General features: G+C 63.6%; 14 protein-coding genes. 5 read left to right on the forward strand and 9 right to left on the reverse strand.

The window, feature by feature from the left end:
- The first annotated feature begins 2 nt into the window (after nt 1-2).
- On the forward strand, nt 3-1,040 hold the full coding sequence (locus ACJ8PN_RS01920) for a M48 family metallopeptidase (protein ID WP_351107000.1): 1,038 nt from the start codon (nt 3-5) through the stop codon (nt 1,038-1,040).
- 46 nt (nt 1,041-1,086) lie between these two features.
- Here ACJ8PN_RS01920 and gpmA read toward each other — a convergent pair whose 3' ends face one another.
- From gpmA to modE, 9 genes are all read right to left on the reverse strand, one after another.
- Entirely contained in the window at nt 1,087-1,839 is a 753-nt protein-coding gene (gpmA, locus tag ACJ8PN_RS01925; protein WP_004939834.1) for a 2,3-diphosphoglycerate-dependent phosphoglycerate mutase, read from the reverse strand.
- A gap of 216 nt (nt 1,840-2,055) precedes the next feature.
- A complete protein-coding gene (locus ACJ8PN_RS01930) occupies nt 2,056-2,403 on the reverse strand; it encodes a PsiF family protein (RefSeq protein ID WP_033633898.1) in 348 nt (115 codons plus the stop codon).
- A 197-nt stretch (nt 2,404-2,600) separates the two neighbouring features.
- On the reverse strand, nt 2,601-3,644 hold the full coding sequence (gene galM / locus ACJ8PN_RS01935) for a galactose-1-epimerase (protein ID WP_442534557.1): 1,044 nt from the start codon (nt 3,642-3,644) through the stop codon (nt 2,601-2,603).
- Complete coding sequence (gene galK / locus ACJ8PN_RS01940; protein ID WP_116403658.1) at nt 3,638-4,789, reverse strand: galactokinase; 1,152 nt, start codon at nt 4,787-4,789, stop codon at nt 3,638-3,640. The genes galM and galK overlap by 7 nt, the downstream gene beginning before the upstream one ends.
- Nucleotides 4,786-5,838, reverse strand: a complete 1,053-nt coding sequence (galT, locus tag ACJ8PN_RS01945; RefSeq protein ID WP_351107006.1) for a galactose-1-phosphate uridylyltransferase — start codon at nt 5,836-5,838, stop codon at nt 4,786-4,788. Before galT ends, galK begins: the two co-directional genes overlap by 4 nt.
- Nucleotides 5,839-6,124: 286 nt before the next feature.
- Nucleotides 6,125-6,943, reverse strand: a complete 819-nt coding sequence (locus ACJ8PN_RS01950) for a CPBP family intramembrane glutamic endopeptidase (RefSeq protein ID WP_048322415.1) — start codon at nt 6,941-6,943, stop codon at nt 6,125-6,127.
- 167 nt (nt 6,944-7,110) lie between these two features.
- Nucleotides 7,111-7,683 (reverse strand): cysteine hydrolase family protein, encoded by a 573-nt coding sequence (locus tag ACJ8PN_RS01955; RefSeq protein WP_004939825.1) that lies wholly within the window; start codon nt 7,681-7,683, stop codon nt 7,111-7,113.
- Between the two features lie 94 nt (nt 7,684-7,777).
- Nucleotides 7,778-9,265 carry a molybdate ABC transporter ATP-binding protein ModF gene (gene modF, locus ACJ8PN_RS01960; RefSeq protein ID WP_442534558.1) on the reverse strand — a complete coding sequence of 496 codons (1,488 nt, stop codon included), beginning with the start codon at nt 9,263-9,265 and terminating at the stop codon, nt 7,778-7,780.
- Between the two features lie 90 nt (nt 9,266-9,355).
- Nucleotides 9,356-10,147: a molybdenum-dependent transcriptional regulator gene (gene modE / locus ACJ8PN_RS01965; protein WP_442534559.1), complete on the reverse strand. Its 792-nt coding sequence runs from the start codon at nt 10,145-10,147 to the stop codon at nt 9,356-9,358.
- 188 nt (nt 10,148-10,335) lie between these two features.
- Between modE and ACJ8PN_RS01970 the strand changes: the two genes are divergently transcribed.
- From ACJ8PN_RS01970 to ACJ8PN_RS01985, 4 genes are read left to right on the forward strand one after another with little or no spacing between them, the layout of a single operon-like run.
- Nucleotides 10,336-12,498, forward strand: a complete 2,163-nt coding sequence (locus ACJ8PN_RS01970; protein ID WP_171453505.1) for a TonB-dependent siderophore receptor — start codon at nt 10,336-10,338, stop codon at nt 12,496-12,498.
- Nucleotides 12,499-12,502: 4 nt separating this feature from the next.
- The gene (locus ACJ8PN_RS01975; protein WP_442534560.1) at nt 12,503-13,498 is read left to right on the forward strand and encodes an ABC transporter substrate-binding protein; all 996 of its coding nucleotides are present in this window, start codon (nt 12,503-12,505) and stop codon (nt 13,496-13,498) included.
- 1 nt (nt 13,499) lies between these two features.
- Complete coding sequence (locus ACJ8PN_RS01980; RefSeq protein WP_171453509.1) at nt 13,500-14,255, forward strand: class I SAM-dependent methyltransferase; 756 nt, start codon at nt 13,500-13,502, stop codon at nt 14,253-14,255.
- Between the two features lies 1 nt (nt 14,256).
- Nucleotides 14,257-15,282 (forward strand): FecCD family ABC transporter permease, encoded by a 1,026-nt coding sequence (locus ACJ8PN_RS01985; protein WP_442534561.1) that lies wholly within the window; start codon nt 14,257-14,259, stop codon nt 15,280-15,282.
- Nucleotides 15,283-15,298: the final 16 nt, after the last annotated feature.

Raw genomic sequence — 15,298 nt, forward strand, 5'->3', positions numbered from 1 at the left:
CGATGATCCTTGAAGGCGCTTATCAGTTGCCGGGACGGGCCGCACGTGAGGCGGCTCGTCTGCTGGTGAACGAAAGCGGCGAAGGCGTGACGTTGCAGCGGCAGGATGAACAGCGTTACATCCCGCTGACGGACATCACCGTTTCTGCCGCGCTGGGTAATATTCCGCTGACGCTCACCTTCAAGGGCGGCGGGCGCTTTGTGCCTGACGACGACGCGGCCTTTCGCCGCTGGTTCTATCAGCGCCGTTCGCCAGGGTGGGTGCATCGCCTGGAACGCCATAAACGCGGTGTCGCCCTGGCGCTGCTGATGACGCTGCTGGCGGTAGTGGCTTACGTTTACGTGGTGCTGCCGTGGGCGAGCAGCGAGATCGCCATGCGCATCCCCACCTCGGTGGAACAGACGCTGGGCAAACATACGCAGACGTTTTTGGACCAGAGCGGCTTCGCGCCCTCTGCACTGCCGGCCGAGCGGCAACGGGCGTTGCAGCAGCTATTCCGGCAGGTAATGCCGGCCGAGATGCGCCAGGAGCGCACGCCGCTCTCGCTGAAGCTGATGGCGGCGCCCGGTGCGCCGAACGCCTTTATGTTGCCCGACGGCACGCTGGTGCTCAGCGATAGCCTGGTCACCTTGTCAAAAAACGACGATGGCTTGGCGGCGGTGATGCTGCATGAGATGGGGCATCACGCTCATCGTCACCCGATGCGCATGTTGGTGCGTTCGTCACTGGTGGCGTTGACGCTGATGTGGATGACGGGTGACGTCAGCGGCATCGGCGATACGCTGCTGCAGTCTGCGTCCTTCGTGAATGAGATGCAGTTTTCTCGCGGGATGGAGCGTGAGGCGGATGCGTTTGCGATAGCGGAAATGCAGCGCCAGGGGCGTTCGCTGGCGGAAATGGCGGCGATCTACCGCGCGTTGGCGCAGGCGCCTGAACGAGAAAGGACCGATGACTGGGCGCTGCCTGCCTGGCTCAGCACCCATCCGGCGATGCAGGAACGGCTGGACGCGGTGAATGAGGCGATGGCGCAGCAGCAATAAAAAAGCCCCCGGTGAAAACCGGGGGCTTTTTCGTGAACGGGCGAAATTACTTCGCTTTACCCTGGTTCGCTACGGCCGCCGCTTTTGCTGCGATCTCGTCGGCGTTACCCAGGTAGTAACGTTTGGTTGGCTTGAAGTTCTCGTCGAACTCATACACCAACGGCACGCCGGTTGGGATGTTCAGCTCGAGGATTTCATCTTCGCTCAGGTTATCCAGGTATTTCACCAGCGCGCGCAGGGAGTTGCCGTGCGCCGCAACTATCACGCGCTCGCCGCTCTTGATGCGTGGCAGGATCTCTTCGTCCCAGTAAGGAATAACGCGATCGATGGTCAGCGCCAGGCTTTCGGTCAGCGGCAACTCTTGCTCGGTCAGCGAAGCGTAGCGCGGATCGTGGCCAGGGTAACGTTCGTCTTCTTTGGTCAGCTCAGGTGGGGTCACCGCGAAGCCGCGACGCCATTGTTTCACCTGCTCGTCGCCGTATTTTTCCGCGGTTTCCGCTTTGTTCAGACCCTGCAGCGCGCCGTAGTGACGTTCGTTCAGCTTCCAGGATTTTTCGGTTGGCAACCAGGCCTGATCCAGCTCGTCGAGGATGTTCCACAGGGTGTGGATCGCGCGCTTCAGTACGGAGGTGTAAGCGAAGTCGAAAGTGAAACCTTCTTCTTTCAACAGCTTGCCTGCTGCTTTCGCTTCGGTGCGGCCCTTGTCGGACAGATCAACATCATACCAACCGGTGAAGCGGTTTTCTTGGTTCCACTGGCTTTCGCCGTGACGCACCAGAACCAGCTTAGTTACAGCCATAGCTTAACTCCTTAATAATCTGACATTTCAATGATAACGAAAATCATTATATTGCCGCGGGCCGGGGCTCGGCAATCGATAGTGTCTAACCATAGCCAATTTCTTGCCGCAAAGTAAGGGCTGGCGAAAGGAAAAAGCTGAATCGTTCAGGCTGAGGCGAAAGGGGGAGAAACGGCACGTCGGAATCGCTCCGGACGCGCCGTGGCGTGGGGAAAATCAGGCCGATTTTTTCAGGCAGTTGCTCATGAAGGTTTTACGCGCGTCGCCCTTCAGATCCTTGGTCTTGGCGTCGGCATTGCAGCTTTTCATTTTCTGCTGCTGCGGCGTCAGGGTTTTGCCGGACGCAGCGGTGCCTTCGGACTTCAGGCAGGTGCTCATAAAGGTGGAGCGATCGGCGCCTTTCAGCGACTTGGTGGATGCCTGCTGGTTGCAATCGGTCATGCGTTTCTGTTGGGCCGCCTGCGCCGGCGAAGGCGTTTTCGTCGCCGTCGTCGCGTCGGCCGCCATCAGATTGGTGCTCAGCATTAAGCCCGCCAGCAATGGAAGTGCAGTAATCAGACGCATAGGTGTTCCTTCAGCTATTGATTGGCCGCCATCGGCCGAAAATTGTGACGTTGCACAAGGCGTTGTGCTTATCACGGTAGCCTGAGTGTAGTGCGCGCTTTGGAATAAGGGAAGGTGGGTGCCGGTGGGGGGATAGCGCTAAAAGGTAAGCATTTATAACAAATTGCCCCCGGCCGCACGGCGAGGGGCGTAGCGGGTCAGATAGGATAAAACTGATAATGCGTGGCGCTGCGGTAGCGGCTCCCCGGTTGCAGCCAACAGTCCGGCTGCGGCCACTCGGGATGGTGCGGGCTGTCCGGCAAAAACTCGCTCTCCAGCGCCACGCCGGCATGGTTGGCGTAGCTGCCGCCATCGCGCGCCGGCGTGCCGGCCAGATAATTGCCGCTGTAGAGCTGCAGCGCAGGCGCGTCGGTGAACACGCTCATTTGCACTTGCCCGTCGGCGGACCACAAATGCGCCGCCGGGCTCTCCAGCGCCCCGCAGGTACGATGCAGCAGAAAGGCGTGATCGTAGCCTTTTACCCGCTGCTGGTCGCGGTCGCGCAGAAAATCCTGCAGCAGCGTTTTCGGCTGGCGGAAATCCATGCCGCTGCCGTCCACCGGCGTCAGATCGGCGCAGGGAATGCCCTCGGCGTCGACAGGCAGGTAGCGATCGGCGAACAGCTGCAGCCGTTGGGCGCGGGCGTCGGTGCCGGCGCCGTCCAGATTGAAATAGGCGTGGTTGGTCAGATTGACCGGGCAGGGGCGATCGACCTGCGCCAGATAGTTGATTTCCAGGCGATTATCCGAGGTCAGGCGGTAACAAACCTGCACGTCGAGATTGCCGGGGAAACCCTGATCGCCTGCCGCCGAATGCAGCGCATAGCAGACCTGCTGCGCATCATGCTGCACCCGGCGCCAGCGGCGGGCATGAAAACCGTCGGGGCCACCGTGCAGCTGGTGGACGCCCTGATTGGCGGCCAGCGCATGGGTTTTCCCGCCGATGGGCAGACTGGCATTGGCGATGCGGTTGGCGTAACGGCCGACGGTGGCACCCAGATAGGCACCCTGACGTGGGTAGTCCGCCGGGCTGTGGCAACCCAGCAACAGCTCGCGCTTTTCACCGGATTTGAGCGGCAAGACGGCGGACAGCCAGGTGGCGCCCCAGTCCATCAGCGTCACCGTCATGCCGTCGGCGTTTTGCAGCAGTGTCAGCTGGTAAGGTTGCCCATCGGGCGCCGCTGCCGCGGTTGCCGTCAGCATGTACCGGCTCCCTGCGAAGCCTGGCAGACATAGAAGGTTTCCTGTAATCCGCCGGTTTGCCGCGGATACTCATGCGCTACGGCGGCACGCACAGTCTCCACGAGATCCTGCGGCATCAGCGCGACGATGCAACCGCCAAAGCCGCCGCCGGTCATGCGCACGCCACCGCGCGGGCCGATCGTCGCTTTGACGATCTCGACCAACCGATCGATCGGCGGCACGGTGATTTCAAAGTCATCGCGCATCGAGGCGTGGGATTCCGCCATCAGCCGGCCCATGCGCTGCAGGTCGCCGGCCGCCAGCGCGTCGGCCGCCGCCAGCGTGCGGGCGTTCTCGCTGATGACGTGCCGCGCGCGTTTGGCCACCAACGGATCCAACTGATGTTGACGCGCTGCAAACTGTTCCGGGCTGACGTCGCGCAGCGCCTTGACGCCGAAGAACCGTGCCGCTTCTTCGCACTGTGTGCGGCGGGTGTTGTACTCGCTGTCCACCAGCCCGCGTTGCACATTGGAGTTGACGATCACCACCGCGACGCTGTCCGGCATCGGCACCGCGCGGGTCTCCAGCGAGCGGCAGTCGATCAGCAGAGCGCTGTCGCGCCGGCCGAGCGCGGAGATCAACTGGTCCATGATGCCGCAGTTGCAGCCGACGAACTGGTTCTCCGCCTCCTGGCCGTTCAGCGCCAGCGCCACGCCGTCCAACGGCAGTTGATAGAGCGCCTGCAGCGCCTGGCCCACCGCCACCTCCAGCGCGGCGGAGGAGCTGAGCCCCGCCCCTTGCGGCACATTGCCGGCGATCACCAGATCCGCGCCGCCGAAGTCGGCGTTGCGGCGCTGAAGATGTTTCACCACGCCGCGCACATAGTCGGACCAGCGCTGATCGGGGTGGCTGACGATCGGCTCGTCGAGCGAGAATTGATCCTGCTGATTCTGATAATCGGCGGCCAGCACGCGGATCTGGCGGTCGTCGCGCTTGGCGCAGGCGATGACGGTTTGGTAATCGATGGCGCAGGGCAGCACGAAGCCGTCGTTGTAATCGGTATGCTCGCCGATCAGGTTCACCCGCCCCGGCGCCTGGATGGTCAACGCCGGCGCGTAGCCGAAGTGTTCGGTAAACAGGGAATGGGTAAGCGGTTTCAGGCTCATGCTTGGGCTCCGGCTTCACGGTAATGAATATCGCTGACGGCGCGCAGACGCTCTGCGGCCTGTTCAGCGGTCAGATCGCGCTGGGTTTCCGCCAGCATCTCGTAACCGACCATAAACTTGCGCACGCTGGCTGAACGCAGCAGCGGCGGATAGAAATGGGCGTGCAGCTGCCAGTGCCGGTTGTCGGCGGCGTTGAACGGCGCGCCGTGCCATCCCATCGAATAGGGGAAGGAACACTGGAACAGGTTGTCGTAGCGGCTGGTCAGCTTCTTCAGCGCCAGCGCCAGATCGTGGCTTTGCGCCGCACTGAGATCGGTAATGCGCTGCACCGCCGTTTTCGGCAACAGCAGCGTTTCAAACGGCCAGGCGGCCCAGTAGGGCACCACCGCCAGCCAGTGTTCGGTGTTCACCACGATGCGCTCGCCTGCGGCCAGCTCGCGCTGCGCATAATCCAGCAGCAGCGGGGAGGCGTGTTCCCTAAAATACTCATGCTGCAGGCGATCTTCGCGTTCGGCCTCGTTCGGCAGAAAGCTGTTGGCCCAGACTTGCCCGTGCGGGTGCGGGTTGGAGCAGCCCATCGCCGCGCCTTTGTTTTCGAACAGCTGTACCCAGGGATAGTGTTTGCCCAGCTCATCGGTTTGCGCCTGCCAGGCGGCGACCACCTGTTCCAGCGCCGGCAGCGCCAGTTCGGGCAGGGTTTTGCTGTGATCGGGAGAGAAGCAGATCACCCGGCTGACGCCGCGCGCGCTCTGGCTGCGCATCAGCGGATCCTGGCTATCGGGCGCCGGCGGCGTATCGCTCATCAGCGCGGCGAAATCGTTGGCGAAAACATAGGTACCGCGATAATCCGGATTGCGATCGCCGGTGACGCGCGCATTGCCCGGGCACAGGAAACAGTCGGGATCGTGCGTCGGCAGTGTTTCCGTCGGGACGGCTTCTTGTTGGCCCTGCCAGGGGCGCTTGGCGCGGTGCGGTGAAACCAGCACCCACTGGCCGCTGAGCGGGTTGTAGCGGCGGTGCGGATGATCGATAGGGTTAAATTCCGTCATACGGTTCCTTTCTTGGCGCCGACGAAAGTGTAATCGCTTCCAATTACCGTCTTGAGACGCCCGTTGCTGAACAGGGAGAGGCTATTGCGCAGAAAGATAGCACGCCCGCGGCGGTAAAAAGGTGATCTAACGCGAAAAATGGAATCGTTTACACTTCATAGAAAAGCGCAGGAAGGGCGAAGAAAAGCGGGCGACAACGTGATTGAGGGCATTGCGGTGAGGTGCCGGTGATAGCGTTTTCACCCGACCAGCCGGCAGAGAGGGGGCTCTCTGCCGGCTTCAGCCGTTAAGAATGCTGGTACAGCGGATAGGTGAAGAACAGCAGATGAGTCAGATTAAGCCCGAAATGGAACAGAATCGGCACCCACAGACGGCCGCTCCACATCCACGCCAGGCCGTAGATCACCCCGGCGAGGGTCGCGAAGATCACCATCAGCGTACCGCCCGCCAGATGCGCGGCGCCGAACACCAGGGAGGCGACGATCAGCGCCGGCCAGGCGCCCAGCCACTGGCTGAGACGCTGTTGCAGGTAGCCGCGAAACAGCGCTTCCTCGGCCATGCAGACGAAGAACAGGTTTGCCATCACGAAAGGCAGGATCCAGGCGGGCGCATGCAACTCGATTTTTAAGCCGCCCAGCGCGACGGCCAGCAGCAACAGCGCCGGCACGGCCAGCAGCAGCGCAATCCAGCCCGCTTTGCCGGCGTTGCCGCCGCGTTCGGCGGAAAACAGCGTGGGCAAGCAGGCGAACAGCAGGAAGGGCACCATCGCCTTATCGAAGTTGTAATACATGGTGAACGGCGCGCTGAGCGGGCCGGCTTTTTCGCCGTCGATCATCAGCTGATTGTGGATGCCCGGCACCAGGTGCAAGAACAGCGCCACGCAGCCGGCGACCACCAACCCTTCGAGCGCAATCGCCAGATTACGCTGCTCGCGAAAATGGTGGCGCAGCCCCGCCAGTGCCACGATGGCCAACAGGCAACCCAGGCTGAGCGGCGTCAGTACCCCATGATAAAGCCCCATGCCCGCCGAGGCGGCCAGGATCACCCAGGCTATCAGCCGATTGAACGGCAAGAAAAATAACGAAGCAGCCAGTACGCCCCACATAATATGTCCCTTTAAATATGTACACGGCGCTCAGCGCCTTTGCGGCGTGCGATGATGGCGAAATTGAGCGCTAGAGCGGATAGTAGCACACCAAGATGACGCTAAAGGTCGGGGCAGTGATGCATTTGTGCATGATGCCGGCCCACACGACCGGCGGCGATGAGGGGTTAGCCTTTCATCCATGCCTGCGAACGGGTGATTTCGGCCAGGTTTTGCAGGGTATCCAGGCTCTGCTGGTGGATCTCCTGCGTGGGGGCTGCGCACAGATCGTGCAGTACGGTCACCTGAAAGCCGGCGTCGTGCGCCTGCCGCGCGGTACTCTCGATGGCGAGCGGCGTGCTGACGCCCGCCAGCAGCAGATGGTGGCACCGATGTTGCCGCAGCCAGGCTAACAAATTGTTACCGGAGAAAGCGCTGACGGCCGTTTTTTCAAACTGCAGATCGGTCTCTTCCTGATGCAGTTCGGGCATCCAGCGGCAGCCCGGGCCGTTTAACCGCAGCGCGCCGATCTGCTTGAGATGGTTGAACAGCGGCGAATGGGGCGGAATGTCATGATAATCGTCGGCGAATCCCACCCGTACCCAAATCACCGGGATTTTTCGCACCCGGGCATAGGCCGCGGCGGCATTGACGTTGGCGAGCAGGTGGGTCGCCGCTACCTGTTCGCGGCAGTGGTTGGCGCGCCCTTTGGGCCCGATCAGATCTTCGATCAGGTCGATGATAATCAACGCAGCGGACATGGCGTCTCCAAAAATGGCCTTCTTACTTTCTATGATAAAAGGCCAAATGTGATGTACTGCGGTGAAGTGTTGCCGGATATGTTTACGCCGCGTTTCAGGCGGAGGCCGCCTCCAGCCGTTGCTGTTGGTAACCATAGCCGCCTTCGCCGTCGGGTACGAAGCTGAGGCGGTGAGTGATGCACTGCGGCGCATCTTCGGCATGGTGCGAGACGAACAGCAGCTGGGTAGCGCCCTGGCCGATCAGCACGTCGATGAAGCGGCGCACCAGCTGGCGATTGAGCGGATCCAGCCCCTGCAGCGGCTCGTCGAGGATCAGCAGCGCCGGGTGTTTCACCAGCGCGCGGGCGATCAGCGCCAGCCGCTGTTGGCCCCAGGAAAGGCTGTGGAACGGGGCGTCACCGCGCGCGCCGTTGAGCCCGAGCAGCGCCAGCCATTGCTCTGTCAGCTGCCGCTGACGATCCGAAACCGCCTGATAAATGCCGATCGAATCGAAAAACCCTGACATCACCACGTTGCGCACGCTGGTGTTGACGCGATAATCCAGATGCAGGCTGCTGCTGACGTAGCCGATATGGCGTTTGATTTCCCAGATGGTTTCCCCGCTGCCGCGGCGGCGGCCGAATAGCGTCAGATCGTTGCTGTAGCCCTGTGGATGATCGCCGGTGATCAAGCTGAGCAATGTGGATTTGCCGGCGCCGTTCGGGCCGACGATCTGCCAGTGTTCGCCGGGATTTACCTGCCAGTCGAGGTGATTGAGGATCGGCCGATCGTTATAGCTGACCACGCCGTCACGCAGGACGATCAGCGGCCGATCCGCCGGCAGGGCTACTTTTTGCGTCGGATCCTCGGTTTCCGGCAGCGCCAGCCCGCTGAGATTTTCGCTGTGCGCCAGCTGCGCCACCAGCGCGTCCGCCATCACCTGGCTGCGCGGCCCGCGGCTGGTCAGGGTGCAGTCCGCCAGCACGCCCACCCGCCGGACAAAATCCGGGATTTCGTCGAACCGGTTGAGCACCAGCACCAGGGTCTGGCCCTGGGCGGAAAGCTCGCTCAGCAGCGTGGCGAGCTGCGCGCGCGAGTGCACGTCCAGCCCGTCGAAAGGCTCGTCGAGGATCAGCAGGTCGGGCTCGGGCATCAGCGCCCGGCACAGCAGGGTCTTGCGCGTTTCGCCGGTGGAGAGGTATTTGAAGCGGCGCGTCAGCAGGGCGGTGATGCCGAACTGTGCGGCCAGCCGCTCACAGCGCGCGGCGTCTTTCACCTCTTCCTGAATGATCTCAGCCGCGGTGCGGCCGGTGTCGTCTTCGTCCGCGCTGAGCAGATCGGTGTTGTTGCGTTGCCACTCGTCGCTGACCATTTTTTGCAGCTGTTCGAAGGAGATGCGCACCGCGTGCTGAAAGTCGCTGCGGCGCTCGCCGCTCAACAGAATCAGTTCGTCGGCCAGCGCCCGTGCCAGGGCGGATTTGCCGCTGCCGTTGGCGCCGACGAAGGCCCAGCTGTCGCCGGCCTGGATTTCCAGCGCGTCCAGCGTCAGGGTGCGGGTATCGCTTAAGCGGAATGAACCTTGCGAAATGTGCAACGACGACATCACCTGTTCCTTTTTTTGCAATTATTTGCCTTAGAAATAGGCGCATTGCAGGGGGATGTCAATCAACAAAAATGCAACGTTACGTTGCGCTTAACACAACGTGGCGACAATCACGTGGTCGGCGTTGAACAGGGCGTGTACGGCGGCGCCGACGCTCAGTTGCAGACGCTGCAGCTCCGCCGTCGTCAGCGTGGCGCACAGGGTTTCGCCTCCCGCCAGCGTCACCAGCACCTCGCTGTGTTCGGCGCCTGGCTGAATGCCGGCCACCACGCCCGCCAGCGCGTTATCCGCGCCGGCATGTTCTGCCGTCTCGACGCTTAACCGCACCCAGGGCGCCTTGATCAGCGCCAGCACCTCTTTGCCCGGCGTCAGCTGCAGCCGGTCGGCGCTTTGCTGGGTTATGGCCGCCGCCAGGCGAGTGCTGCCGTCGTTCAACAAAATCGCCAGGTGCTGCTGCACCTGCTGATGATCGCGTTCAATGACGGTACCGAAGAACTGATTGCGCGCGCTGGTTTGCAGCGAGAAGCGCGAGATGGCCGCCAGCAGGCTGTCGAGCGGCAGAGCATCCTGCTGCAACACGTCGAAGGCCTTTTGCTGCACCTGGCCCAGCAGGTCATACAGCTGGATCAGCCGTTGGCCATAGTGCGTCAGCTGTGCGCCGCCGCCGCCTTTCCCGCCGGTGGCGCGGTCCACCACCGTTTTTTCCGCCAGCTGGTTCATCTCATTGATGGCATCCCAGGCGCTTTTGTAGCTGATGCCCGCCAGTTTGGCGCCCTGGCTGATGGAGCCGGTGTGCTGCACCTGTTTCAGCAGCGCGATGCGGCGCGGATCGGCGAACAGCTTTTGCTGGAGTTTGAGAGTCAGAAGAATTTCGGCCTGCATAGCGCATCCTGTCGGCGGCAAAAATCTTATTGTCGCCGATTTGGCGGCAAAGCGCCAAACGCAGTGCGCTGGAGAGCGGGGTAATAAAGACTGGCATTGCTTTGTTGTTATAATATAACATAACAGAAAAACGATAAGGCTTTACGCCGGCTGCGGCCGGTTTTTATTTCACCACAGGGATGCTCCACATGAGTACGACACGCCGGCGTCTTGTCACGCCCAGAAAATCTTTATGCCTGGCCGCCGCCTGGTTCGGTGGCGCACTGACGGCGCCGCTGGCTTTCGCCGCCGACTGCGATAAAGCCCGCAGTGCCACGGGATGCGAAGAACATCTCACCGTGGAGGCGGCAGCCCCCGCCGGGCGCTACGATGCGTTGAACGCCGTGAGCCGCAGCGCGTCACAGCTCGGGCTGACCGCTCGGGAGACGCCGCGCAGCATCGATATCATCAGCGCACGGGCGATCCAACAGCGGGGCGACCGCTCGCTGGCTGCCGCCGTCGAGCGCGCCACCGGTCTGTCCGGCGTCGCTTCGCCAACGTTGTCGAACAACTTTTCCGCGCGCGGTTTCCGGCCGATCGCCTGGCTGTATAACGGCGTAGAAATGCCCGGCAGCACGCTGCAGCTGGGCGATCCGGCGCATTACGACAGCATCGAGATACTGCGCGGGCCGGGATCGGCCTTGAACGGCCTGAGCGCCGCGGGCGGCAGCGTCAACCTGATCTCGCGGCGGCCGACCTTCAGCCGCCAGCCGGTTGAACTCGACTATGGCTTCGGCAGCTACCGCAGCCAGCGTTTGCATCTGGGAGCCGGCGGCGCGCTGGTGGACGATGCGGTGGCGTATCGGCTGGACGTCAGCGGCAACGACAGCGGCAGCAACGTGCAGGACGAGCGCGATCGGCAGAAGCGGGTTTCCGGCTCGCTGCTGTTTAAGCTGACCGACGATGCGCTGTTGACGCTGAGCCTGGACCGCATGCTCAACCGCACCAACAACCCTTACTACGGCACGCCGCTGCTGGATGGGCGCATTGCCGGCGAGCTGCGTGACATCAATTACAACAACCTGACCGACAGCCGCATCCAGAGCAACGCCACCGCATTTCAGGCCAGTCTGGACTGGTTTATGACGCCCGAAGTGGAGTGGCATAACCAATTCTATTACTACAGCGGCTTTCGCGAATGGCGCAACGTCGAGCGTTTCCGCGTCGCGGCGGCGGCCCGGCCCGGCGACGTCAACCGCGACTCTTTCGGCGCCCTGGCACACGACGACGATCTGATCGGCAACCGCAGTTCGCTGGTGTTCGATCGCGCCATTGCCGGTTTCGATAACCGGTTGCTGGTCGGCTTCGATCTGAGCAAGCGGCATTTCCAGTACTACTCCAACGGCTTCCCCGGCTCGGAAGATGTGCCGCTCGGCGCGCCGCCCAGAGAGCCGTTCGCGCAGGGCACCGATCGCCAACGCGCACCGGTGCGCCACGTCACCCAGAATCAGTACGCCGCCTTTCTTGAAGATCGCTTCAACCTGACCGAGCGTTTAACGTTGCTGGGCCAGTTGCGCTACAACCATATGAACATGGACTGGCGCTTCCAGGGGCCGCAGGAAGAGAGCCGCGCGCGCACCTATGTTTTCAGCACCTGGAGCCTGGGCCCCAGCTATGCATTGACCGATAACCTCACGCTCTACGCCAACTACACCACCGGCCAGGAGCCGGGCAACGATCTGTTCTTCCTCAGCCCGACGCAGACCGATCTGCCGCTGACGCGAGCGCGCCAGTGGGAGGCCGGTGCCAAAGGGCAGTTTTGGGGTAACAAGGGTGAGGCGACGCTGGCGCTGTACGAACTGCGCAAGGACAACCTGTTTGTGCCCGACGCGCAGCGGCCGGATGCGTTGAACGCGGTAGGCAGGCAGACGTCACGCGGCATCGAGCTTGGCGTGGTGCTGCGTCCCGACGAGCGCTGGGAGCTGGCCGGCAACGCCGCCTACACGCACGCCCGCTACGACGACTATCGCGGCGGTAGCCCGCTGCGCAGCTACAACGGCAATCGCCCGGCCTATATCCCGGACTGGACCGCCAACCTCAGCGTGCATTATCAGGCGACGGAACGTTTGGGGCTGGCTTCTTCGCTGCGCTACGTCGGCAGCAGTTACAACGACGATGCCAACCGGCGCAAGATGCGCGCGTACACCACGCTTGATCTGGCGGCGGACTATCAGCTGACGCCGATCGTCGATGTCGGTTTCCGCATTCGCAACGCCACCAACCAGCTGTACGCCTATCAGCGCACCTACCCGGATCAGGCGCTGATTGCGCCGCCGCGTAGCTATGAAACCTTCGTGTCGGTCAGGTTCTGACGACGTGAAACGCTCGCTTTACCTGTTGTTGTGCGCCCTGGGATTGGGCTGGGGGGCGCCGCTGCGTGCCGATGCCGTCAGCCTGCACAATTGTGGGGTAACGCGCGATTACCCGCAGCCGCCGCAGCGGGTGCTGGTTTACGCCAACCCGGCGCTGGAAAACCTGCTGGCGCTGGGGCTGGCCGGCCGTGCGATCGGCGTGGTCGGGTATGACCGCGCGCGCGATCCCGCGCCGACGGCGCCGGCCGAGGCGCTGCGGGCGCCAGCCAGCCCGGCACCGCCTACGGCGGAAGCGTTGCTGCTGATGCGGCCGGATTTTGTCTATTCGGCCAGCTATTACTGGCTGCACAGCCCGGAAACGCCCGATCGGGCGCGGCTGGCGGAATGGCGCATCGGCACTTATCTCTCTCCCGGCGCCTGCAGCGGCCAGCAAAGCGCGATCGCCGCCGCGCTGACGTTCGAAGACATTTTCACCGAGCTGCGGGAGCTGGCGCGTATCTTCAACGTCAGCCGCGCCGGTGAAGCGCTGATCGAACGGCTGCGCGGGCAGTTGAGGGCGCTTGAGCCGCAGCGCGCGCCATTGCCGCATCGGCGTCTGCTGTGGTGGTATGCCGGCACGCAGACGCCCTACGTGGCGGGCTGCTGCGGCGCGCCAGGCTTGCTGAGCCGCAGCATCGGCAGCGAGAACCTGTTCGGCGATCTGCCCGAGCTGTGGCCGACGGTATCCTGGGAGGTTATCGCTGCCCGCGATCCGGATGCGATCGTGCTTGGCGATCTGCCGCGCGGTGGCTTCGGGGACAGCGCGGCCGACAAGATCGCCTTTCTGGAGCATCACCCGCTGACCGCGACGCTGCGCGCCGTGCGTCAGCGGCGCTACGTGATCCTCCCCGGTTACGACATGGACCCTTCCGCCCGCACCGTGGCGGCGCTGGGCCGTTTGATTCGGGGCCTGGCGGCCTTGCCGCCGCAGGCTCCGACGCTTTCCAACAAGGAACCTTGATATGACTGCCGTTTCATTCTCTTCGCTGCTGGACTCCTGGGATCGCCAGCAGGCGGCCTACATCGCCGAACGCGAAGCGCGTTTTAACGCCCAGCTGGACGTGCTGGCGCTGGCCGTCGGCCAGGATTTTCACGTGCTGGATCTGGCCTGTGGCCCGGGATCGCTGAGCTTGCGTATTTTGCAGCGCTTTCCGCAGGCCAGGGTGACCGCCATCGATCTCGATCCGCTGCTGCTGGCGGTGGCGCGCGGCGCGCTGGCGGAGTATGGCGATCGGATCCGTATCTTGCAGGCCGATCTGGCGGATCCGGCCTGTTTTTCCGTGCTGTCCGGCTCCACGCCGCAGGCGGCGGTGTCCAGCACGGCGCTGCACTGGCTGATGCCGGAGCAGCAGCTGGCATTGTACCGTAATGTCGCCGGGCTGCTGGCCGCCGGCGGCGTATTCCTCAATGCCGATCATCAGCGCTGTGACCACCGTCAGCCGAGGTTGAAAGCGTTGGCGGAGCGGCACGACGAGCAGACCCAACAGCGCGCCTGGGACAGCGGCGTTGAGGATTGGGATCGTTGGTTCGCCGGCGCACTGCAATCGCCGGCCTTGGCCGCTTATCAGGCCGAGCGCGAAGCGCTGTTCGCCGGCCGGCCGGTACCGCCGCCGACGCCGGTGGATTTCCAGCTCGCGGCCCTCAGACAAGCCGGTTTCAGCGAGGCGGGGACGGTATGGCAACTGTTGGACGACTATGTGATCGCAGGCTGGAAATAGCATGAGCCGGCGGTTACTGCCCGGCCGTGAGGCCGGCTGGTTGTTGCTGCTGGCGGCGGCGCTGCCGCTGGCCCTGCTGGGCGCCACCTTGTCGGGGCCCGCGCCGATCGCGTGGCGCGACGCCTGGCGCATTGTACTCGGCGTCAGCGGCGGTGCGCAGACCGATGCCGAGGTGTATCAGCGCATCATCTGGTCGCTGCGGATGCCGCGCGCCCTGTTGGCGGCGCTGGCCGGCGCCGGGCTGGCGTTGGCGGGCACCGTGCTGCAATCGCTGACCCGCAACCCGCTGGCCGATCCCTGGGTGCTGGGGATCTCCTCCGGCGCCGGCGTGGGGGCGGTGACGGTGTTGGTGTTGGGGTTGGGGGGCGGCCTGCTGTCGGTGTCCGGCGGGGCGTTTATCGGCGCGCTGGCGGCGTTTGCGTTGGTGATGCTGCTGGCCGGGCGTTCGCTGCAGGGGGAGTCCACGCTGTTTATTCTGGCCGGGGTGGCGGTGACGCAGCTGCTCTCCGCGCTGACTTCGCTGATCACCCTTTGGCAGGCGGACGCCAACGCCACGCGCGGCGTGATGTTCTGGCTGCTGGGATCGTTCAGCGACGCGCGCTGGCCGCAGGTCGGGCTGTGCGGGCTGGCGCTGGCGGCGACGCTGCTGCTTTGCTGGCTGCGGGCGGGTGAACTGGACGCGCTGGCGTTTGGCGGCGTGACCGCCGCTTCGCTGGGGGTGGCGGTGGCCCCGCTGAAGCTGCTGCTGTATGTGGCGACCACCGCGCTGACGGCGGCGATCGTCGCGTTCAGCGGCGCGGTGGGGTTTATCGGGCTGACGGTGCCGCATGTCGCCCGGCGGCTGGTCGGTTCGCGGCATCGGCTGCTGTTGCCGGCCAGCGCGCTGTGCGGCGCCCTGTTCGCCGTGGCGGCGGACACGCTGGCCAGAACGCTGTTTGCGCCGCGCGAGCTGCCGGTCGGGGTGCTGACCGCACTGCTGGGGGTGCCGGTATTCCTGCTGTTGCTGTATCGGAAGGTCAATGCATGACGATTGAAAAAGCGCG

The sequence above is a fragment of the Serratia sp. CY76391 genome (assembly GCF_052166695.1).
GTDB classification, from domain to species: Bacteria; Pseudomonadota; Gammaproteobacteria; order Enterobacterales; family Enterobacteriaceae; genus Serratia; species Serratia nematodiphila.

Coding starts and splice junctions, on each gene's coding strand:
- ACJ8PN_RS01920 (WP_351107000.1), top strand. CDS start 3: ATGATCCTTGAAGGCGCTTATCAGTTGCCGGGACGGGCCGCACGTGAG.
- gpmA (WP_004939834.1), bottom strand. CDS start 1,839: ATGGCTGTAACTAAGCTGGTTCTGGTGCGTCACGGCGAAAGCCAGTGG.
- ACJ8PN_RS01930 (WP_033633898.1), bottom strand. CDS start 2,403: ATGCGTCTGATTACTGCACTTCCATTGCTGGCGGGCTTAATGCTGAGC.
- galM (WP_442534557.1), bottom strand. CDS start 3,644: ATGCTGACGGCAACCGCGGCAGCGGCGCCCGATGGGCAACCTTACCAG.
- galK (WP_116403658.1), bottom strand. CDS start 4,789: ATGAGCCTGAAACCGCTTACCCATTCCCTGTTTACCGAACACTTCGGC.
- galT (WP_351107006.1), bottom strand. CDS start 5,838: ATGACGGAATTTAACCCTATCGATCATCCGCACCGCCGCTACAACCCG.
- ACJ8PN_RS01950 (WP_048322415.1), bottom strand. CDS start 6,943: ATGTGGGGCGTACTGGCTGCTTCGTTATTTTTCTTGCCGTTCAATCGG.
- ACJ8PN_RS01955 (WP_004939825.1), bottom strand. CDS start 7,683: ATGTCCGCTGCGTTGATTATCATCGACCTGATCGAAGATCTGATCGGG.
- modF (WP_442534558.1), bottom strand. CDS start 9,265: ATGTCGTCGTTGCACATTTCGCAAGGTTCATTCCGCTTAAGCGATACC.
- modE (WP_442534559.1), bottom strand. CDS start 10,147: ATGCAGGCCGAAATTCTTCTGACTCTCAAACTCCAGCAAAAGCTGTTC.
- ACJ8PN_RS01970 (WP_171453505.1), top strand. CDS start 10,336: ATGAGTACGACACGCCGGCGTCTTGTCACGCCCAGAAAATCTTTATGC.
- ACJ8PN_RS01980 (WP_171453509.1), top strand. CDS start 13,500: ATGACTGCCGTTTCATTCTCTTCGCTGCTGGACTCCTGGGATCGCCAG.
- ACJ8PN_RS01985 (WP_442534561.1), top strand. CDS start 14,257: ATGAGCCGGCGGTTACTGCCCGGCCGTGAGGCCGGCTGGTTGTTGCTG.